This window comes from Paenibacillus cymbidii, from assembly GCF_004764705.1.
GTDB lineage: Bacteria > Bacillota > Bacilli > Paenibacillales > NBRC-103111 > Paenibacillus_AN > Paenibacillus_AN cymbidii.
In genome coordinates this window covers 14,875-34,866 of record NZ_SHLX01000028.1, presented here as the reverse complement: position 1 = coordinate 34,866, position 19,992 = coordinate 14,875, and the positions used below count along the sequence as shown (strand labels likewise).

General features: G+C 58.2%; 18 protein-coding genes. 15 read left to right on the top strand and 3 right to left on the bottom strand.

Annotation, left to right across the window (positions count from 1 at the left end; genetic code table 11):
* The first annotated feature begins 160 nt into the window (after positions 1-160).
* A complete protein-coding gene (locus EXY20_RS29265; RefSeq protein WP_135555874.1) occupies positions 161-1,507 on the top strand; it encodes a hypothetical protein in 1,347 nt (448 codons plus the stop codon).
* On the opposite strand, the gene EXY20_RS29260 is transcribed toward EXY20_RS29265, so the two are convergent.
* Together EXY20_RS29260 and EXY20_RS29255 are read right to left on the bottom strand one after the other, a co-directional pair.
* Entirely contained in the window at positions 1,501-2,745 is a 1,245-nt protein-coding gene (locus tag EXY20_RS29260; RefSeq protein ID WP_135555872.1) for an MFS transporter, read from the bottom strand. The genes EXY20_RS29265 and EXY20_RS29260 overlap by 7 nt on opposite strands.
* A 109-nt stretch (positions 2,746-2,854) precedes the next feature.
* A complete protein-coding gene (locus EXY20_RS29255; RefSeq protein ID WP_135555870.1) occupies positions 2,855-3,760 on the bottom strand; it encodes a LysR family transcriptional regulator in 906 nt (301 codons plus the stop codon).
* A 292-nt stretch (positions 3,761-4,052) separates the two neighbouring features.
* Here EXY20_RS29255 and EXY20_RS29250 point away from each other — a divergent pair, with 292 nt between their 5' ends.
* The 11 genes from EXY20_RS29250 (at position 4,053) to EXY20_RS29200 (ending at position 16,465) form a co-directional block, all read left to right on the top strand.
* Entirely contained in the window at positions 4,053-5,408 is a 1,356-nt protein-coding gene (locus EXY20_RS29250; RefSeq protein ID WP_135555868.1) for an LLM class flavin-dependent oxidoreductase, read from the top strand.
* Positions 5,405-7,057, top strand: a complete 1,653-nt coding sequence (locus EXY20_RS29245) for an ABC transporter substrate-binding protein (protein WP_135555866.1) — start codon at positions 5,405-5,407, stop codon at positions 7,055-7,057. Before EXY20_RS29250 ends, EXY20_RS29245 begins: the two co-directional genes overlap by 4 nt.
* Positions 7,058-7,159: 102 nt before the next feature.
* Positions 7,160-8,080: an ABC transporter permease gene (locus EXY20_RS29240; RefSeq protein ID WP_135555864.1), complete on the top strand. Its 921-nt coding sequence runs from the start codon at positions 7,160-7,162 to the stop codon at positions 8,078-8,080.
* A gap of 30 nt (positions 8,081-8,110) precedes the next feature.
* Positions 8,111-9,007 carry an ABC transporter permease gene (locus EXY20_RS29235; RefSeq protein ID WP_135555862.1) on the top strand — a complete coding sequence of 299 codons (897 nt, stop codon included), beginning with the start codon at positions 8,111-8,113 and terminating at the stop codon, positions 9,005-9,007.
* Positions 9,008-9,052: 45 nt separating this feature from the next.
* Positions 9,053-11,089: an ABC transporter ATP-binding protein gene (locus EXY20_RS29230; RefSeq protein ID WP_135555860.1), complete on the top strand. Its 2,037-nt coding sequence runs from the start codon at positions 9,053-9,055 to the stop codon at positions 11,087-11,089.
* Positions 11,090-11,120: 31 nt separating this feature from the next.
* Positions 11,121-12,479: an LLM class flavin-dependent oxidoreductase gene (locus tag EXY20_RS29225; protein ID WP_135555859.1), complete on the top strand. Its 1,359-nt coding sequence runs from the start codon at positions 11,121-11,123 to the stop codon at positions 12,477-12,479.
* 27 nt (positions 12,480-12,506) lie between these two features.
* Complete coding sequence (locus EXY20_RS29220) at positions 12,507-13,388, top strand: CoA transferase subunit A (protein ID WP_167859611.1); 882 nt, start codon at positions 12,507-12,509, stop codon at positions 13,386-13,388.
* Positions 13,385-14,137 (top strand): CoA-transferase, encoded by a 753-nt coding sequence (locus EXY20_RS29215; RefSeq protein ID WP_167859610.1) that lies wholly within the window; start codon positions 13,385-13,387, stop codon positions 14,135-14,137. Before EXY20_RS29220 ends, EXY20_RS29215 begins: the two co-directional genes overlap by 4 nt.
* Before the next feature lie 18 nt (positions 14,138-14,155).
* Entirely contained in the window at positions 14,156-14,749 is a 594-nt protein-coding gene (locus EXY20_RS29210; RefSeq protein ID WP_135555854.1) for a cysteine dioxygenase family protein, read from the top strand.
* Between the two features lie 37 nt (positions 14,750-14,786).
* Positions 14,787-15,980 carry a CaiB/BaiF CoA transferase family protein gene (locus EXY20_RS29205; RefSeq protein WP_135555852.1) on the top strand — a complete coding sequence of 398 codons (1,194 nt, stop codon included), beginning with the start codon at positions 14,787-14,789 and terminating at the stop codon, positions 15,978-15,980.
* Positions 15,977-16,465, top strand: coding sequence for a DinB family protein (locus EXY20_RS29200; protein WP_135555851.1), 489 nt, complete (start codon positions 15,977-15,979; stop codon positions 16,463-16,465). The genes EXY20_RS29205 and EXY20_RS29200 overlap by 4 nt, the downstream gene beginning before the upstream one ends.
* Before the next feature lie 171 nt (positions 16,466-16,636).
* Here the strand turns inward: EXY20_RS29200 and EXY20_RS29195 are convergent, their stop codons facing one another.
* On the bottom strand, positions 16,637-17,209 hold the full coding sequence (locus EXY20_RS29195; protein WP_135555850.1) for a CBO0543 family protein: 573 nt from the start codon (positions 17,207-17,209) through the stop codon (positions 16,637-16,639).
* 180 nt (positions 17,210-17,389) lie between these two features.
* Here EXY20_RS29195 and EXY20_RS29190 point away from each other — a divergent pair, with 180 nt between their 5' ends.
* The 3 genes from EXY20_RS29190 (at position 17,390) to EXY20_RS29180 (ending at position 19,983) form a co-directional block, all read left to right on the top strand.
* The gene (locus tag EXY20_RS29190; protein ID WP_135555848.1) at positions 17,390-18,175 is read left to right on the top strand and encodes a hypothetical protein; all 786 of its coding nucleotides are present in this window, start codon (positions 17,390-17,392) and stop codon (positions 18,173-18,175) included.
* A complete protein-coding gene (locus EXY20_RS29185) occupies positions 18,175-18,669 on the top strand; it encodes a hypothetical protein (RefSeq protein ID WP_135555846.1) in 495 nt (164 codons plus the stop codon). The genes EXY20_RS29190 and EXY20_RS29185 overlap by 1 nt, the downstream gene beginning before the upstream one ends.
* Positions 18,670-18,960: 291 nt before the next feature.
* Positions 18,961-19,983, top strand: coding sequence for an ABC transporter substrate-binding protein (locus tag EXY20_RS29180; protein WP_135555844.1), 1,023 nt, complete (start codon positions 18,961-18,963; stop codon positions 19,981-19,983).
* The last annotated feature ends 9 nt before the right edge of the window (positions 19,984-19,992 follow it).

The following is a 19,992-nucleotide window of genomic DNA, read 5'->3' as shown; positions in this document are numbered from 1 at the left end:
GCAGCACTCTCCCCTCGATCGATCGTTTGCTCCAGTATAACCGATAGCCGTTCGCGTACGATATTGCAACTTTTCGCTTCCCGTCGGATAAGACGCCCTCTCTGTTCCGTGCTACGATCAAGAGGCGTTTTGCCAAGATATTGTTCACGGAGGGCTCGGGATGAGAGACGAAACAGATTTTGAAGGGTTGCAGAGCAAGACGGAATCCGGGCAACGGACGCTGAAGAGCCGGTTTCTGCGGCCGCTCGATACGAGCGATGAACTGAAGCCTCTTCTGTGGGAGGAGCTGGCGTTGTCCAAGCTGATTGCCGGCTGGATTGCGGCAATTCCGTCCTACGAGCGGAAAATGCGGCTTGGCCGGCTCGCTTATGTGCACAACCGCAACGTCAAATGTTTGTACGAGCGCATTCAGGAGCTGCCCGGCGCGATTCGCGACGCGGACTGGATGCCGGAAGTCACGCGCGAAGCGTTCGAGCGTCTGTTCGGAGCCGCGGACGAGAACGGCTTTTTGGTCAGCTACACCTACGTTTTGGGAAAGCTTTACGCCCGCTACGACCGTTTGATGGCCCGATTGGATCCGATTCTGAACGCGCCGACCGTCGATCAACTGCGTATCGTGTTTGTCGAACGGGAAGCGACACATGAGTGGCTGCAGGAGCAAATCCGGTTCGCGGCGTGCAATAGCGAAGCGGAGGCGCTGCAGCTGGCGGAGTGGGAAAAATATGTCGAGGCCGTATGGAGCGTATACGAATCGGGCGGGCTGTCCGGATCGCCGGATGCGTTGTGGCCGCCTCACCTGGTGAAACAACCGGCCGGACCGCTGCCGGAGCATGCGAGTCTGGAAGCGAGATTTCCCCGATATACGAATCCGAAGCCGCAGCAGTCGTATTCCGACAGCAGCATGTCGGTGCTGCACGACAGCGTCAAGCAAATGATTTATATTTACGCGACGGAATTGTTCGCGGGCGAAACGCTCGCCGCGATTTATTATTACGTCGACAGGATGCCGCTGCCGTTTTATTTCGATCTCGCCCGCCACATGTGGGACGAGTTCCGCCACAGCCAGATGGGGATGCGCCGGCTGCTGCAGATGGGCTATTCGGTCGAACAGTTCCAATGGCTCGGCGGGCCGGGCAAAACGGATGTGAAGGAGCGCTTTACGGAGCTGTATTCGAACCTGACCATGCTGGGGGAGGCATGCGGCTTCAAGAAGAAGCGCAAATCCGCCGAGGCGTTCTGGAAGTTCGGCGACGTGATTTCGGCGATTACATGCGAATTCGATTTGATCGACGAACGCCGGCATATCGATTTTGCCACGCGATGGGGACCGGAACTGTACCGCAAAGCCGATCAGATCGTTTCGTTCCAGGAAATGGCCGAAATGGCCCGAACGCGCCGCCTGACCGAATTGGAAGCCGTTCCGCCGGAGGAAATCGCCAAGCTGGCCCGTAACTTCCCGATCTTCTGCGGGTTTCATACGTCCGAATTGGCTTACGACAACTATTGACGCCGGGCGTCGTCGGCACGAAACGCGCGAAGCAGCAAGCCGCACGCGAACAGGCAAACACCGCACAGCAGAAAGGCGTATCCCGCGCCGAAGCGGTCGGATATGTAGCCGGCGAACAGGCTGCCGAGCGGCGTGGAGCCGACGAAGACGAGCGAATAAACGCCCATCACGCGGGACCGGTATTCCGCCGAGGCATGCACCTGCAAATACGCGTTGCCCGTCGTCAATGCGACGATGTTGAAGAAGCCGGTGCAAACAAGTGCGATGCCGACGGCGGCAGGCGTGCGAGCGATGCCGACCAGCACGAGGAAACTGGCGACGGCCAGGCAGCAGCCGATTCCGACGGCGAGCCGCGGTCCTTTGCGGCTAGCGACCGACAGCGCAATCGCGCCGACCAGCGAGCCGATGCCGATGCACGACATGAGCAGGCCGTAGGCGTTCTCTTTCATGTGCAGCACGTCGCGCGTCAACACCGGGATCAGCACGTTGTAGTTGAAGCCGAACGTGCCGATCAGCAGCACGAGCAGCGCCGCCGTCAGCAACGAACGATCGCGGAACAGATAACGAAGGCCGTCCCCGATTTCCGTGACGATGCCGGTATCCGTCCGCCGCGGTCTGACGAAGGAAGCGATCTTCATGCGTGCGAGTCCAATTAACAGCCCGGCGAAGCTCACCGCATTGACGAGGAAACACCATCCGGGACCAAGCGTCGCCATCAGCAGCGCACCGATCGCCGGCCCGACGATACGAGCCAGGTTGAGCGTGGAGGAATTGAGCGCCACCGCGTTCATCAGATCGGCGGCACCAACGACTTCAACGTTAAACGCCTGGCGCGCCGGCAAGTCGAACGAGTTCGAGACGCCCGTCAGCAAGGCGATGACGACGATATGCAGATAACTCACCGTGCCGGTGAACACAAGCAGCGAAAGCGTTAATGCCAGCAGCATAGAGAAGCTTTGCGTGAGCAGCAGGATCGTTCGTTTCGGATAGCGGTCCACGACGGCGCCCGCGAATAAGGACAGGCAGGTGAACGGCAAAAACTGGGCGACGCCGACGAAGCCTAACAGCAGTGGCGAGTCGGTCAATGTCAGCACGAGCCACGATTGGGCGATCGTCTGCGCCCAAGTGCCGACCAACGAGACGCATTGCCCGAGCCAAATCGTGCGGAAATGGCGATGTGTCAGCGCGTGGAAATGACGATCGATCCACTTGAAGCGAGAGGAGGCGTACACACTCATAAGCCGGTACCTTTCCATATAAATTTGATGCGAAAAATAGGAATATGGATAGTTTACCGCAGCCCGCTTCGTTTGCCCAATGCAAAAAACAAAACCGCCGCTTCCGGTTTTATGAACTTGCCGCGTTGGCCGAAGAATGGCGCAGCCCTTCTTGCAGCGCGGCGATCAGCTTGTCAGCGGCGGAGCTCAGATGAGCGCCGCTCGACTTCTGCAGCAGACCGGTAACGAGTCCCGAATCGAGGTCGGCGATCGGCTTCAGCACCGTGCCTTCCGGCGCGGGTACGACGGTAATAAGCGGCACGACGGCGACGCCGAAGCGCGCCTGCACATAATATTTGAGCGCGGCCATGCTGCTGATCTCCATGCCCGAATACGGACTGCCACCCTTCTCGAGCAGCGCCTTTTCCAGCTTCCTGCGATACGGGCATACCGCTGTCGTCATCAATAGCCGCTCGTGGCGCAAGTCACGCAAGCAGACCCGATGCTTCGCCGCAAGTGGGTGCGTATCGGGAACGAGCAGCACGAGTTCCTCCTGGAATAATGGCTCGAATGATTGGCCGAGACCGGTTTCCGGCGCCGAGCAGACGGCAATGTCGATCATGCCGTCCGCCAGCATCTGGCTGAGCGCGGTCGTATTGTTGATCTGCACGCTGATCTGCACCTTCGGATACTCTTGCAGGAACGGGCCGATAATAGGCGGCAGCCGATAGCTGGCGGTCGGCTCCATGACGCCGAGCCGGATCAAGCCCGCTTCCCCTTGCAGGAGCTCGCTCATCGTCGCGTGCAAATAATCGTAATCCTTGAGCAGCAAGTCGGCATGCTGGTGGAACAACCGCCCGGCTTCGGTCAGCTGCAGCTTCTTTCCGCGTTCGAGCAGCTTCATGCCGAGGTCGCTCTCCAGCTTCTGCACGTGCATCGTGACCGTCGATTGTCCGTAAAGCAGCTCCTCTGCCGCCTTCTGGAAGCTCCCCAGCCTGACGATTGTCTGAAACGTTTTGATCGTACGGATGTCCATCCTCCCTCAACTCCTTCTCCTGTCCATTCATGAAACGTGAACGGTTCGTTCCGGTTTTTCCATTGTACAAAACGATGACGTTTCGGTATAACTATCGTATCACAAAAAATAACTAATCCAACCGGAATAGTAAACATTATTTTTTTCCGCGTCGGGCCAATTCACGAAACATGAAGCATTGCTTCACATCTTTGCATTTTACATCGACGAAGGGATGGGATATGATTCTAAATCATAGTTATTTAATCGGGATACTATTATATTAACTAATTTCCAAGGAGGATATTTTCAAATGGCCAAAAAACAAGTAAAGCTTGGCGCGATGATTCAAGGAGCGGGAGGCGGATGGGGAGACTGGCGTCATCCGGATTCGGTGGCGGACGCGGCGATCAATTTCCCTTATTACCGAAAACATGCGCAGAAGGCGGAGGAAGGCAAATTCGATTTTGTCTTCATCGCCGACAGCGTCAGCATCAACGCCAAGTCGAGTCCGCATTACCTGAACCGGTTCGAGCCGCTGACGATCCTGTCCGCGATTGCGGCCGTCACCGAACGCATCGGTCTCGTAGCAACGCTGACCTCCAGCTACAGCGAACCGTATACGGTAGCGCGGCAGTTCGCCTCACTCGACCACATCAGCGGGGGGCGTGCCGGCTGGAACGTCGTTACGTCGTGGCTGTCCGGCAGCGCTGAAAACTACAGCAAGGCGGAACACCCGGCTCACGAGAAGCGTTATCGCATCGCGCAAGAACATCTCGACGTCGTCAAAGGGTTGTGGGACTCGTACGAGGACGACGCGTTCCCGCGGGACAAGGAGACCGGCCGTTTCCTCGATGCGTCGAAGCAGCACGCGCTTAACCATAAAGGGGAGTTTTTCTCCGTCAAGGGGCCGCTCAACATTTCCCGATCGAAGCAAGGGCAGCCTGTCATTTTCCAGGCGGGCACGTCGGAGGACGGCCGCAATTTCGCGGCGAAAAACGCGGACGCGATATTCGTCGGGCATGAGAACATCGAAGCGGCGAAGCTGTATTATGCCGATCTGAAGCGACGAGCGGCCGGGTTCGGACGCAATCCCGACGAACTGTTCATTCTTCCCGGCATCGGGCCGATCGTCGGCCGAACAGAGGAGGAAGCCGAGCGCAAGTATCGGGAGAAGGTGGAGTTGGTGACGATCGAGGACGCCCTTACCGCGCTCGGCCGGCCGTTCAATGATCACGACTTCTCGCAATACCCGCTTGACGAGCCGTTCCCCGATTTGGGCGAACTCGGCGCGAACAGCCAGCAGGGCGGTTCGGAGCGGATCAAGAAACTGGCCCGGGAGAACAACTTGACGCTGCGCGAAGTTGCGCTCCGGTTCGCCACGCCGCGAAGCACGTTCGTCGGATCGGCGGAGAAGGTGGCCGATACGATCCAGACATGGATCGAAGAAGGCGCGGCCGACGGCTTCATCATCTCGCTGGCCACGCCGAGCGGCCTCGACGATTTCGTCGAGCTGGTCGTGCCGATTCTGCAGGAGCGCGGCTTGTTCAAACAAGATTATGAGGCGGATACACTTCGCGGGCATCTCGGTTTGCCCGTCCCGGCCAACCGCTATTCCCTGCAGCGAGAAACGAACAACCTTTCGGAAACGGTGGAGATTCGAGCATGAATAAGTCTTTATGGCCATTGGTCGGGGGAGTCTTCGTTGCAGCGCTGCTGGCGGCGGGCTGCAGCGACAAGAAGGAAGCGGCCAGTCCACAAGCTCCCGCATCGGCTTCCGCGAAGCCCGACGCTTCCCAAGCAAAACCCGGAGGCGAACTGACGTGGGCGCTCGCCGGGACGATCACGAACGACAGCCTCGACGCGCACAAGGCCGGCTTCGCGCCGACGACGCGGGTGATGCGCAACATTTACGACAGCCTGGTCGTGGAGCTGCCCGACCATTCGTTCCAGCCTTGGCTCGCCACCAAGTGGGAGCTGTCGGCGGACAAGAAGAGCTATACGTTCCATCTGCGCAAAGATGTCAAGTTCCATGACGGCACGCCGTTCAACGCCGAGGCGGTCAAATTCAATTTCGACCGGATCAAGGACCCGGCGACGAAGGCGTCCAGCTCGCTGAACGAAATCGGGCCGTACGAATCGACCGACGTCATCGACGAATTTACGGTCCGAATCCATTTCAAGACGCCGTTCTCGCCATTCCTCAGCAACGCGGCCAAAGTTGATCTCGGCTTCGTATCGCCAACTGCTGTCAAGAAGTTCGGCGACGCGTATCCGCAAAATCCGGTCGGCACCGGACCGTTCAAGCTGGCGAAGCTGACGCCGAGCTCGCAGGTCGAATTCGTCAAAAACCCGGACTACAACTGGGCGCCGGCGAATGCGGGCCACCAGGGACCGGCCTATCTCGACAAGCTGACGGTCAAATACGTCGACGAGGAATCGACCCGGGTCAGCGTGCTGCAAAGCAAGCAGGTGCAGGTAGCGGACATCATCCCGCCGCAAAATCTGGTCGCGCTCAAAGCGGACAAAAACTTCAACGTCCAGGAGACGGAGCTGCTGCAGTCCAACTTCAACTTGTATTTGAACCAGCAGAAAGAGCCGTGGAACGACGTCAAGGCGCGCGAAGCGTTCCGTTCGGCGCTCGACATCGGCTCGGCGGTCAAAACGATTTATCTCGGTACGCTCAGCCAGGCATGGTCACCGATTACGCCGCATTTGTTCGGGTACAACCAGACGCTGGAAAACAGCTATAAGCAGGACGCGGGCAAGTCGAACCAAACGTTCGACAGCCTCGGCTGGGTGAAAGGAGCCGACGGCTATCGCGCCAAGGACGGCAAACGGCTGACCGTCGAGCTGATCGACACGCAGGGCAACCGCGAGAAGCGGCTCGATCTGATCGCCGTGTTTACGCAACAGCTGAAACAGGTCGGCGTCGAACTGAAAGTCGTATCGCTGCCATCCGGGACCTATTCGGAACGCCGTGCGAAAGGCGAATACGATCTCGTGGCCGCAAGCCAGTTTTCCGGCGATCCCGATGTGATGCGGCAGTTGTATTCGACCAAGGGGCCGTCGGGAAAAAACAACATCGCCCGGGCAAACGATCCGAAGCTCGATCAATTGCTCGAAGACGGATACCTGGAGAACGACACGGAGAAGCGCAAGCAAATTTACCAGCAGGCGCAGGAGTATATTACGCAGAACGTTTACGCGATTCCGACCTACTTGTTCCTGTACAACGTCGCGTCGACGAAGGAAGTGCAAGGCATTACGTTCGACTCGCCGGCCTGGCCCGTTTTTTATGACACTTGGCTCAAATAGCCCCACAAAGTGGAACTTATGCTTCAAAGTATGCCCAGATACTTTGCGGAGACCCCGTAAACCAAAAAATAAGCCGGTTCCATCGCTCGGGAGGTGACAGGTATGGTGAAAACGATTATCGGACGGCTGCTCGCTTCCATTCCGGTCGTACTCGGCTCGCTGACGATCGTGTTTCTGATCATTCACTGGCTGCCGGGCGATCCGGCGCAAATGATCGCCGGCGACGACGCCGCGCCCGACCGCGTCGCTTACTTGCGCGAACAGTTTGGCTTAAACCGGCCTCTGTGGCAGCAATACGTCTCCTACTTGTGGGACAGCGCGCGGGGCGACTTCGGCAAATCATTCGCCAATTCGCAGCCGGTATTGAACCGCCTGATCGCGCAATTGCCGGCGACCTTGTCGCTGGCGGCGCTAAGCACGGTGCTTGCGATCGTCATCGGCGCGGCGCTCGGCGTCTTGTCCGCTGTGTACCGGAACCGCGCGCTCGACTACATCGTGCGGTTGCTAAGCCTGCTCGGGGTATCGATGCCGAAGTTCTGGCTCGGCATTCTGCTGATCCTCGTCTTTTCGGTACAGCTGCAGCTGCTGCCGGCGATCGGCAATGGCAGCTTCAAGCAGTTGATCATGCCGGCATTTGCGCTGGGCGTCACCGGCGCCGGCATGCTGGCGCGGATGATCCGCAACAGCGTGCTGGAAGTGATCGGCGAGCCGTTCGTCGTGACGCTGCGGGCCAAAGGGTTGACCGACCGTGCCGTGCTGTACCGGCACGTGCTGCGCAATGCGCTGCTGCCGGCGATTACAGTGCTCGGTCTGCTCGTCGGCGAGATGCTGTCCGGCGCGGTCGTGACGGAGACCGTGTTTTCCCGGCAAGGACTCGGCAAGATGGTCGTCGACGCGATCAACCAGAAGGACATTCCGGTGATCCAGGCGGCGATACTGATCACGGCCGTGTTTACAATCGTGTGCAACCTGCTGGTCGACATTTCGTATTCCTACGTCGATCCGCGCGTACGCAAGGCGTAAGGATAAATTTATACGAAAGGGGCATACCCGATGTCCGCCAATACGGTTTCCACCGAAGCGTTATTGCCGCAGCGCCTCCTGGCGGGACGCCATGATGCCAAGTCGCCGAAGGTGACGGTTTCCGACGTGTTGCTCTACACTTCTTTGTTCGTGCTCGCGTTTCTGCTCGTTTGCGCGATCGCGCCGCAATGGATTGCGCCGTATTCGCCGACCGACATGATGACTGACCGACTGCTGCAGGCGCCAAGCTTCGCGCACTTGCTCGGTACCGACCAGTTTGGGCGCGACGTCTGGACGCTCGTCGTGTACGGCAGCCGACAATCGCTGACGATGGGCATCGTGTCGGTGCTGATCGGCGGTTTGGTCGGTACATTGCTTGGGCTTGTCGCCGGTTACTTCGGCGGCGTCATCGATTCGTTGTTCATGCGTTTCAACGATATTCTGATGACGATTCCCGGCATCCTGTTCGCCATCGCCATCGCCGTGGCGCTCGGACCGAGCTTCTTCAACGTCATTCTGGCGATCAGCATCGCGTCGATTCCCGGCAAGGCGCGCGTCGTTCGCAGTCAAGTCATCGCGGTGCGCAGCCGCCCGTTCATCGACGCCGCCCGCGCTGTCGGCACGTCCCACCTGGCAATCATGCTCCGGCACATCTTGCCGAACTGCTTCTCCCCGCTGCTCGTCATGATGACGATTGGGGTCGGTACGTCCATTCTCGTCGGCACGGGCTTAAGCTTCCTTGGACTTGGCGTTGTACAAGAAATTCCGGACTGGGGCTACATGCTGTCGCAAGGACGCAGCTACATGACAGTCGCATGGTGGATCGCCACATTCCCGGGACTAGCGATCACTTTGCTAGTCGTTGTCGTCAATCTGCTCGGCGACGATCTGCGCGATCGGTTCGATCCGAAAAAAGAGCGCGCCTGATGTCTGAATAGACCGGCGCGCAGGAGGTCGGAAGGGAGGAACACCATGAAAGATTTGCTTCGCATCGAGGAGCTGTCGGTCGATTTCCGCACTGCCGGCGGCTCGCTGAATGCGATCAATAACGTCAGTCTGACGATCGGCCCCGGCGAAATCGTGTGCCTGGTCGGTGAATCGGGCAGCGGCAAAACGATCACGTCGCTGTCGATCATGCGGCTGATCGATTACGACAACGGCCGCATCTCGCACGGCGACATCAAGCTCGACGGACGCAGCCTGGCGGCGATGTCGAAGCAGGAGATCGGTGCGCTGCGCGGACGCAAAGTCGCAATGATCTTCCAGGAGCCGATGACGGCGCTCGATCCGGTGTTTACGATCGGGCACCAGATTACCGAGGTGATCCGCCGACACAAGCCGGTCACGAAAGCGCAAGCCTACGATGAAGCGGTACGGCTGCTGCGGCGCGTCGGTATTCCCGAACCGGAGGCGCGCATGAAGCAGCATCCGCACGAGCTGTCGGGCGGCATGCGCCAGCGGGCGATGATCGCGATTGCACTCGCCTGCGGCCCGGAGCTGCTGATCGCCGACGAGCCGACGACCGCACTCGACGTGACGATCCAGGCGCAAATCCTTGGTTTGCTGCAGGAGCTGCGCGACGAATTCGGCATGTCGATTCTGCTCATTACGCACGATCTCGGCGTCGCCGCCGAAATGGCGGACCGCATCGTCGTCATGTACGCCGGCCGCATCGCCGAACAAGCGGCGGCGGAGCAGCTGTTCGAACGGCCCTATCACCCGTATACGCAAGGGCTGCTGCGCTCCGTCGTGACGCTTGACGGCGACCGCGGCACGCGACTGTACACGATCAAAGGCGCCATCCCGAGCTTGAGTGCGCTGCCGGGCGGCTGCAGGTTCCATCCACGCTGCCCGCACGCCACGGAACGCTGCGCCACCGAGGAGCCGTCACTTGACAAGCTGCACGGACGCGAAGTCGCCTGCTGGCATGCGGAGTCGCTGCTGCAGGAGGCGGAAGTGCAACGAGCGCGGGTGGCGGTCGTCGAGCCGGAGCAGACGAAAGAGGCTGGTACGCCGCCGTCTCCGCTTGAGCTCCCGGCTGTCGGGGAAACGCTGATCGAGGTGGAAGGAGTGAAAAAATATTTTCCGCTCGACAGAGGGTTGCTGCAGCGGCACAAGCGGTACATCCGCGCCGTCGACGATGTGACGTTCTCGATCGGCAAAGGCGAAACGTTCGGGCTCGTCGGTGAATCCGGCTGCGGCAAATCGACTCTCGGCCGGGTCGTGCTGCAGCTCGAGAAGGCGACCGGCGGCCGGGTGTTATTTCAGGGCCGCGACTTGTTCGCCATGGGACAACGCGATTGGAAGGCGTCCCGTCGCGACATGCAGGTCGTGTTTCAGGACCCGTACGGTTCGATCAATCCGCGCTGGAAAGTCGGCGACATTATCGGCGAACCGCTTCGGGTGCACGAATCGCTGCCCGTCGCCGAACGGCGTCAGCGGGTCGAGGAGCTGATGCAGTTGGTCGGCTTGAATACCGGCTGGTATGATCGTTATCCGCACGAGTTTTCCGGCGGGCAGAGGCAGCGGGTCGGCATCGCTCGCGCGATTGCGCTGCATCCGCAGTTCATACTCGCCGACGAGGCGGTGTCGGCGCTCGACGTGTCCGTGCAGGCGCAGGTGATCAACCTGCTGCAGGATTTGCAGGAACGGCTCGGGCTTGCCTACTTGTTCATCGGCCATGGCTTGAACGTCGTCCGTCACATTTCCAACCGAATTGGCGTCATGTACCTCGGCAAGCTTGTCGAGGTGGCGCCGGCCGACGAGCTCTTCCGGCATCCCGCCCATCATTACACGAAAGCGCTGCTTGCCGCGATTCCGGTGCCCGATCCGAAGCGGCGACGGCCGTTCGCGCCGATCGCCGGGGAAATGCCGTCGCCGGCGAATCCGCCAAGCGGCTGCCGGTTCCATACGCGCTGCCCGGCGGCGACGGCGCGCTGCCGGAGCGAGGAACCGGCGCTTGCGCAGGTGGCACCGGGTCATACGTCGGCATGCCATTACCCGTTGTAACGGCGTTGTCCAGAAGAAAGGAAGGGATCTCTTGAGCGATGATCGCAAACAGATGCATCTCGGGCTATTTGTCGCCGCAAACGGTCATCACGCCGGCGGCTGGCGGCATCCGGACGCCGACTTCGGCAGTCCGACCGATCCCGATTATTACAAGCGCATCGCCACCCAGGCGGAGCGGGCCAAGCTTGATATGCTGTTCATCGCCGACGGGCTGTCGATCAAAGCGGTTCACGCAGGCAGCTACGAACAATCGGTCACCTATCGGCCCAGTTTTACGGCCGAGCCGCTGACGCTGATCGGCGCGCTGAGTGCGGTGACCGAACGCATCGGTCTTGCCGCCACCGCTTCGACGACGTACCACGAGCCTTACCACGTCGCTCGCATGTTCGCTACGCTCGACCATCTCAGCAAAGGGCGAGCGGCATGGAACGCGGTAACGTCGACAAGCGATGACGAGGCGCGCAATTTCGGCAAGTCCGCTCATCTGGAGCACGGCACGCGTTACGAGCGGGCGGACGAATTCATCGAGGTAGTCAAGAAGCTGTGGGACAGTTGGGAGGATGAGGCGGTGCATGCGGACAAGGAGTCCGGCGTGTTCTCCGATGCTGCCAAAGTGCACGCCGCTCGACATAAGGGCGCGTGGTTCGACGTTGCGGGTCCGCTCAATGTCGCGCGGACGCCGCAAGGCCATCCGGTGCTAATTCAAGCGGGGTCGTCGGAGACGTTCCGCGAAACGGCGGCCCGCCACGCCGAACTGATTTTCACCGCACAGCCGAATCTCGGTTCGGCGCAGGCGTTTTATGCCGACGTCAAGGCGCGCGCCGTCCGTCACGGCAGGTCGCAAGCTTCGTTGCGAATTTTGCCCGGCTTGATGCCGATCGTCGGTTCAACTGAAAAAGAAGCGAAAGAGAAGCGCGATTACCTCGATTCGCTGATTCATCCGCACGCGGGGCTCGCCTTCATGTCCGGCAGCATGAACTACGACTTGTCGCAGCATCCGCTGGACGGCCCGTTCCCCGATATCGAAGACCGCATTCGCGGCAGCCGGGGCCGGTTCGCGTTCGTCTTCCGCAAGGCGAAGGAAGAGGGGTTGACGCTGGCCGAAGTCGGACGCTGGTATGCCGCCAGCCGCTCCCACTCTATCGTCGTCGGCACGCCCGATTCAATAGCGGATACGTTGGCCGCCTGGTTCCGCGAGCGCGGCAGCGACGGCTTCAACCTGATGGCGCCCTACATGTCGGCGGGACTTGACGACATTCTGCAGCTCGTCGTGCCGGAGCTGCAAAACCGAGGCTTGTTTCGCGCCGACTATGCCGGCAAGACGCTGCGCGAGCACTTCGGGCTGGAACGGCCGGCGAACGCGTATGCGAAGGCAAGGCAGCCGGTGTAACGTCAAGGCATCAAGAGGAGGGATCCTGTGACTGCAACAACAAGGGCAAACGCCTCCAAAATCGTATCGCTTCCCGAAGCGGTGCGTATCCTGGAAGACGGAACATCGCTTGCGATCGGCGGGGATATGACGATGGCGCCACTGGCGCTTGTTCGCGAAACGATCCGCTCCGGACGCAAGGAGCTGCGGCTCGTCTGCGTCGGTTCGGCGGCGATCGGCGCCGATCTGCTGATTGGCGCGGGCGCCGTGAGCGGCGTCGAGTTCTCGCAAATATCGCTTGGGGAATACGGCGCCGCCCCGCATTTCCGCCGCCGCTTCGAGGCGGGGACGATCGCGGGTCGCGAGCACGCTTGCCCGACGCTGATCGCGGCGCTGCAAGCCGCCGTCTCCGGCATTCCGTTCCTTCCGGTGCGCGGGCTGCTCGGTACGGATTATATGAACCGGCGCGGCGATTTCCGCACGATTGTCAACCCGTACGACGATAACGAGCGTATCGCCGTCGTGCCGGCGCTTCGGCCCGACGTGGCGTTCCTTCACGCTTACGCGGCCGATCCGGAAGGGAACGTGCTTGCACATCCGGTGCAGAACGGCCGGCTGCTTGCACAGGCGGCGCGACGGACGATCGTTTCGGCGGAGCGGATCGTGACGCCGGAGGAGTTGCTCGCGGAGCGCGCCCGAGGCGGCGCGTTCGTGCCGTCGCTCTATGTGGCGGCAGTCGTTGATGCGCCGTACGGCGCCCATCCGGCCGCGTGTCCCGGCAATTATCCGCTCGATGCCGAGCACGTGCGGGAGTATGTCGACGCCTCGCGCTCAAACGAATCGTTCGCCGCCTATTTGCGCCGGTATGCGGGAGCGGAAGGGGAAGCCGCGTACCGCAGGCTGATCCGCACGCGCGAGGAGGCGTCGTGAGCGGGCCGGGCGTCGCGGGGCGCGGCTATACCGACGAACAATGGCTGATCTGCTCGCTGGCGCGGCAGCTGCGCAACGGCGAAACGATTGCCGCCGGCAACCTTTCGCCGATCCCGGCGGCGGCGGCGCTGCTTGCGCAAGCGACACATGCGCCGCAGGCGACGGTATTCATCCTCGGCTCGCCGGATTGGCCGTTCGACGGCACGAAGGAGTTTTTCGACTTCCTGCAACGGGGCGGGGTCGACGTATTTTTTCTCAGCGGAGGCCAAATCGACCGTTTCGGCAGCATCAACCTGCAGGCGATCGGCGATGCGGAAAGGCCGAAAGTGCGGCTGCCCGGCGGCGCAGGCTCGGCTGTCGTCGCTTATGCATGCAAACGCGTCCTGCTGTTCAAGACCGATCATACCGTCAAAGGGTTCCCGGCGCAGGTCGATACAACGACCAGCACGTTCCGCGAAGAAGCGGGCGTGTTTCGCCGGGGACGGCTGGAAGGGGTGTTTACGCCGCTCGGCACGCTTCGGCCGCAGCCGCCGGACGGCGCGCTGCGGCTTGCGGAGACCGCGCCAGGCGTAACGCCGGATGAGGTGCAGGAGCGGACGGGGTTCGACGTGCTCGCAAGCGTGCCGTCCGCCCATTTCGCGCAAGCCGAAACACCGACGGCGGCCGAGATGGACGCGCTGCGCGGCGTCGTGCTCGAGCGGCTGCTACCATTATATCCCGTATTTGCCCGCAACGCGCTTGGAGATTGATTGGAGGAGGAACATGCCATGAGCGAACCGTACGATTGGAAGCAGCTCGAACGCGATATCGCAGCGGTGCTGGCCACGGCCGAGGGCAACCGCGCGATCGTAGACGGGGTGCGTCCTTACTTGCAGCGGCTGCTGGCGCAAGAGGAGCTTGTGCCGGCCGAATACCGGACGCCGTTGCCGCACAAGTACGCGCAATATTTGCTTTACAAGCCGGAGGACGAATCGTTTGCGGTCATCGCCTTCGTGTGGGGGCCGAAGCAGACGGCGCCGGTGCACGACCATCTCGTTTGGGGGCTTGTCGGCTTGTACGAAGGCGCGGTCGTCGAGAAGCGGTATCGCCGTAACGATCGCGGCGAAACGGCCGATCCGCGCTACGAGCTGCGCGAGGTCGGCGAGGCGACGGCGCGCCGGGGCGATATATCGTTCGTTTATCCGCCGGATTACGACATTCACGGCGTGTCGAATCCGTTCGACGAACAGGCAATTACAATTCACATTTACGGTACGGACATCGGCAAGCAGCAGCGTCATATCCACGATGTGGCGACCGGGGGGCATCGCGACGTCGTGACGAAGCACGACAACGAACGGCCGGTATATGCCGCCGTTTAGCGTGCCCGATAGTTTATCAAGCGAGAGGAACGATCCTATGACGTCAACGACTCCCGCGAACGGACAACCGAACGGGCCGCTGCAAGGTTTAAAGGTGCTCGAATTCGGGCAAATCGCCGCCGGTCCGTTTGCCGGCATGCTGTTCGCCGACCTGGGCGCCGACGTCGTAAAAGTGGAGCGGCCGGACACGGGCGACGGCATGCGCGAATGGCCGCCCTTCCTGGACGGCGAGGATGGCGATCCGTTCAGCGCGAACTTCAGCTCGCTCAACCGCAACAAACGGAGCGTCGCCTTCGACTTCAAGGCGCCGGAGCAGCTTGAGCGGCTGCGCGCTTTGTGCGCCAATGCCGACATTATCGTCGAAAATTATCGTCCGGGCGTGCTCGCCAAGTTCGGGCTCGATTACTTATCGCTGGCCGAAGCCAATCCGCGGCTCGTCTATTGCTCGATATCCGGCTACGGCCAACAAGGACCGTATGCGGGCAAAGGCGCGTTCGACGTGACGATTCAGGCGATCAGCGGCCTGATGAGCGTGACCGGCGAAGAAGCGGGCGAACCGGTCAAATGCGGCGTGCCCGTCGCCGATTTCGTCGCCGGGTTGTATGGCGCCTACACGGTGCTGGCCGCCGTACTGCAGGCGCAGCGAACCGGGCGAGGCGCTTATATCGACGCGCCGATGCTGGGCAGCGTGCTCGGCATATCGGCGCTGCAGACGAGCGAATATTACGGCAACGGCATTGCGCCGAAGCGGCTCGGCAGCGCACATCCGCGCAATGCGCCGTATCAGGGCTACCGCGGCAGCGACAAGCCGTTCGTTATCGCCGCCGGCAACGACAAGCTGTGGGGCGAAGTATGCGCCGCCGTCGGCAGCCCGGAGCTTGCACGAGATCCCCGGTTCGTGCGGCAGGCCGACCGTGCTCGCAACCAGAAGGAATTGGCCGGGCTGCTGCAAGAGACGTTCGGCCGCCGGACCGCCGCCGAATGGCTGGCCGAGTTCGATCGGCGTGGCGTGCCGTGCGCGCCGGTGAACGACTATGCCGATATTTTGCATGATCCCGCGGTGGCGGCGTCCGGACTGCTGCACGAATTGGAGCTGCCGAACGGCGCCGTGACGACGACGGTCGGTTACCCGATCGGGTTGTCCGGCTATTCGTTTCGCGCTTACCGAAGACCGCCGCTGAAAGGCGAACATAACGAAACGATTATCGAGGAATGGGGAATCGGAACATGAGCGAAACGGCAAGTGAAGCGAAGCCATCGACAGCGGCATTCACCGATACGCTCCGGCGCATCCGTGAAAGTATCGACGGCTTAAGCGAAGCGCAACTGAGCTGGAAGCCGGCGCCGGACAAGTGGAGCGTCAAGGAGGTAGTCGCCCACCTCGTCGATTCGAGCATCGTGCACAGCGTACGTGTGCGCAAAATCGTGACCGAGCCGCATCCCGTGCTGCCTGTCTATGACCAGGACGCATGGGTTGCCGGCGCGCGGTCTAACGAGGCGGCGATAGCGGACATCTTACAGACTTATGAAGTGATTCTGACCCACAATGCGATGTTTTACGGACGGATAACAGACGCGGACTGGGAGAAGGCGGGGGATACCAACGGCAAACAAGTGACAGTCGCCGAGCTGTTCCAGGGATTCATTCGCCACGTTGGCATCCATCAGGCCCAAATCGATCGTACTAAGGCGGCGTTGCCCTCCGGATTGGTTTAGCAGTAAGCAGCAACGTAACTGCTGCGAGGCAAACAGGCAAAAAACTTGGACTTCCGCGAGGAGGTCCAAGTTTTTTGGCGATTAAATGCGCTTCAACGCTGATGCGAGGGAGGAAAGAAAACCTGTATGTCAACTGGCAGATGAACCGATTTATACAGTCGAAATGCAGATTTATTTTATAAGTCGTTGTTGTTTTACGCTTGCTTTTGCTTGGATGAACTCAAGCAACCATCTAACAAAGAGAGCTTTGGCAATGTACAGTGGGATTGAATAAATATATCTCCAATTCTCCATATGATAAATATCAAGCCAGACAAAAAGGGGTTCTGCAATGAAAGCAAACGAAAGTGCCATTACCGCATTAGCTGCAAGGAATGATTTCCAACTTTTATAATATTGATAAACGATCATATGAAATACAGGTAAAACGGAAAGATCAATCGCATTTAGGCGCGGTATTAACGGTATGGCTTGATAAGGGTACGACCAAAGCCCCAGTTCACTGCCAATATCATCAAGCATAATAATGACTACAGATAAGACAGCTCCATATAATAAGATTTCCCGCACTCTTGATTTGTCAACGATTTTCCACCATACCATCCAAGATACAATCATAAGCGCTACTAGCAGCCACCATTGAATGGAGAACAGGTCATGGTGAAAATAGTATTGCTTCTTCATTTCAGTTAGCTTTCGTTGCACATCCCTTATTTCGCCAAAGGAAGGATACTGAGCTGGCAAAAGCGTTGCAACTCCTTATTGTGCTGAATCACCGTTAATGGATTTTCCCTTATATCTCCTAAAAGTATGGCGCTCTTGCCACAAATTTATTCATCCCACTCCATGGTTGACAGACGATGAATAAAACTTCGCCAACATGGAAAACATACCCCCATTCCGTTTTGGGAGTGTGGTTCAAAAATGAATAATTTTAGGGATAAATATAGGAATCGCTACTGCCAAGCCAACGTTACCACATTCGGAACTATTCAACTTCACCAGCGGAATCCCCTTGTAATTGCATTATGGTCGGTTGCATTCCCCGGGTTTGGACACTTTCTATTGCATAAATTTATTACTGGCTTTGCATTGTTTTTTTGGGAATTTTACATCAATCAACTTACGCATCTTAATACAGCCATCATGTATTCGTTTAACGGCAACATCGCCCAAGCAAAGGATGTATTAAATGAAAAATACATTTACCTTTATATTCCCGTTTATTTGTTTTCAATATGGGACAGCTACCGAACTGCGATCGATGAGAATAAGATTCACATGTTGGCGAAAAGGGAAAATGCCTTGTATCCCAATTTCACGGAGAGTCCTTTCGAAATCAATTATTTGGACAAGAAAAAGCCATGGATCGCTTTATTTTGGGCGATGACGGTTCCAAGTCTCGGGCAGCTGTACATTCATCGTATCGTTGCCGCTGCCTTGACGCTTGTAATGACGATGCTTATTGTTATTCGATCAGACATGATTGAGGGCATTCACTACGTTTTGTTGGGAAACCTCCCTGAATCCAGAGAAGTTATGGGGGTTCAGTGGTTTCTGTACTTCCCTTCGATTTATTTCTTCGGTATGTATGATGCCTACTCCAATACAGTTGAGCTGACAAAACTGTTTGATTGGGAACAAGCAAATTTCTTGAAAAGCAATTTTCAACCGCAAAACTTTGTCATCCATAAAGGAGAAAAAGTATAATGGGTGTCCAGTTCTTCTCCACATTCCAACACTCGCACTACGTCGAGCTTGCTATAAGCAAACTGAAAGAAAACGAAGTTGTTGCTATTTATGCCGTTCCTCTTGATAACCGTTCGTTGGATATGAAGTTTGTTGATACGATGCACGGTGCGGACGGAACGTCATTAGTCGATATTGGGCTTATTATTTCCATGATGGGCGGTACCATTGGGGTAGCAAGAGGATTTGTTCTCCATTGGGGTCCCATTTTTTGGGGGCTGATTGGAGCCGCCGGCGGATTTGCTATAGGTTTCATGTACGATCTTATAAAGAACCTTATCAAACGCAAAAAAATCAGAACAGCAAAGACCAAGACAGGGGAAGTAATATTAATCGTTCAGTGTTCAAATGAACAATCCTCTTTTGTGGAACAAACACTGTGGGGAAACTTGGCGCTGGGGGTTGCCAAAACTCGAATGGAAACATCCCAATTCGAGACAAGTTCATCGACGTAGCCCAAAGAAAAAGGGGCCAGAGCATACTTCTCTTTACTGATAGAGCTGATCGCTTACCTATGGAAAAGCCCGCCGTCAGGCGGGCTTGTTTCAGCTTCGAACTTCTTCCAACTGCTGCTGTTCGATGACTAGCGGAGGAGGGATGAGCCGGCAAGCCGAAAAAAAGCGTGCGCATGCGTTGCGATACGGTCATGAACCACAGCAGGGAAATCGGACAAAATAATATATGGACGTAGCGATATCCTCGGTCTATACTGATAATAATTCTCATTATCATTATGGAGGGTGCATATGTTAAGGAAGAAGTGGAGTCGTTTGTTGACGGGTTGTGCATTCGTGTTGGTAGCCGCCGGACTGGTCGGCTGCGGAAGTGAACAATCGGATTCGAACGGAGCGGTCGGAACGAAGTCTCCCGGTGCGACGGTACAATCGCCGGCCGCGGCCAGTGCCTCGCCTGCGGCGAAAGCAGCCGACCAGACGCGCACGATCAAAGATGAGAAGGGAGAAGCGATTATTCCCGCAACGCCTGGCAAAATTGCGTTCGTCAACGATAACGCCTTCGAAGACAACATGCTTGCCATGGGAATCAAGCCGTTTGTCGCTTCGACATTTGCCTGGTCGGAGAAAAAGTTTTACCCGCATATTGCCGACCGGCTGCAGGGAGTCAATGGAATCGACGGCCAAGCGCCTAATTTGGAGCAGTTGTTGACGTGGGAGCCGGATTTGATCATCATCAACGGCCAGAATGAAAAATTTTACGAGCAGCTAAACAAAATCGCCCCTACCGTCTATGTCGGGTTCAACGCCGACTGGCGCGTCACGCACCTGAAGCTGGCGGAGATCGTCGGCAAAACGAAGGAGGCCGAACAGAATCTGCGGGATTATGATGCCAAAGCGGCGGCCGTCAAAGCCGAGTTGCATAAAGCGATCGGTCTCGAGCCGGTGATGGCTGTTGTGATAAATGAAAAGACGATCCGTGTCCAGGGAATGGCCGGGCATCCGCTTAACGACCTGCTGTACAAGGATCTCGGGTTGACGCCGGCCAAGGGCATCCCGAGCGAAAATCGCATGGAGGTGTCGCTGGAAGGAATGAGCACGTTCAATCCCGAGCATATTTTCGTTCAGCGGAACCGCTTCGGTACGGTGGAGCAGGTCGTAAATAACATTCAGGACAGCAGCGTATGGAAAAGCATACCTGCTGTCAAAAAGGGTCACGTCTACAACGTCGACAATTGGCTTGCGATGAGCCTCGGGCCGATCGGCCGCGGCATGATTCTCGATCAAATCCGGCAGGATATGACGGCTGCCAAATAAATATGTTGG

Bases quoted from the DNA above. Each gene is read 5' to 3' on its own strand.
- EXY20_RS29245 (WP_135555866.1), top strand. From the start codon at position 5,405: ATGAATAAGTCTTTATGGCCATTGGTCGGGGGAGTCTTCGTTGCAGCG.
- EXY20_RS29185 (WP_135555846.1), top strand. From the start codon at position 18,175: ATGGGTGTCCAGTTCTTCTCCACATTCCAACACTCGCACTACGTCGAG.
- EXY20_RS29255 (WP_135555870.1), bottom strand. From the start codon at position 3,760: ATGGACATCCGTACGATCAAAACGTTTCAGACAATCGTCAGGCTGGGG.
- EXY20_RS29205 (WP_135555852.1), top strand. From the start codon at position 14,787: ATGACGTCAACGACTCCCGCGAACGGACAACCGAACGGGCCGCTGCAA.
- EXY20_RS29200 (WP_135555851.1), top strand. From the start codon at position 15,977: ATGAGCGAAACGGCAAGTGAAGCGAAGCCATCGACAGCGGCATTCACC.
- EXY20_RS29240 (WP_135555864.1), top strand. From the start codon at position 7,160: ATGGTGAAAACGATTATCGGACGGCTGCTCGCTTCCATTCCGGTCGTA.
- EXY20_RS29230 (WP_135555860.1), top strand. From the start codon at position 9,053: ATGAAAGATTTGCTTCGCATCGAGGAGCTGTCGGTCGATTTCCGCACT.
- EXY20_RS29250 (WP_135555868.1), top strand. From the start codon at position 4,053: ATGGCCAAAAAACAAGTAAAGCTTGGCGCGATGATTCAAGGAGCGGGA.
- EXY20_RS29265 (WP_135555874.1), top strand. From the start codon at position 161: ATGAGAGACGAAACAGATTTTGAAGGGTTGCAGAGCAAGACGGAATCC.
- EXY20_RS29235 (WP_135555862.1), top strand. From the start codon at position 8,111: ATGTCCGCCAATACGGTTTCCACCGAAGCGTTATTGCCGCAGCGCCTC.
- EXY20_RS29260 (WP_135555872.1), bottom strand. From the start codon at position 2,745: ATGAGTGTGTACGCCTCCTCTCGCTTCAAGTGGATCGATCGTCATTTC.
- EXY20_RS29180 (WP_135555844.1), top strand. From the start codon at position 18,961: ATGTTAAGGAAGAAGTGGAGTCGTTTGTTGACGGGTTGTGCATTCGTG.
- EXY20_RS29210 (WP_135555854.1), top strand. From the start codon at position 14,156: ATGAGCGAACCGTACGATTGGAAGCAGCTCGAACGCGATATCGCAGCG.
- EXY20_RS29190 (WP_135555848.1), top strand. From the start codon at position 17,390: ATGAATAATTTTAGGGATAAATATAGGAATCGCTACTGCCAAGCCAAC.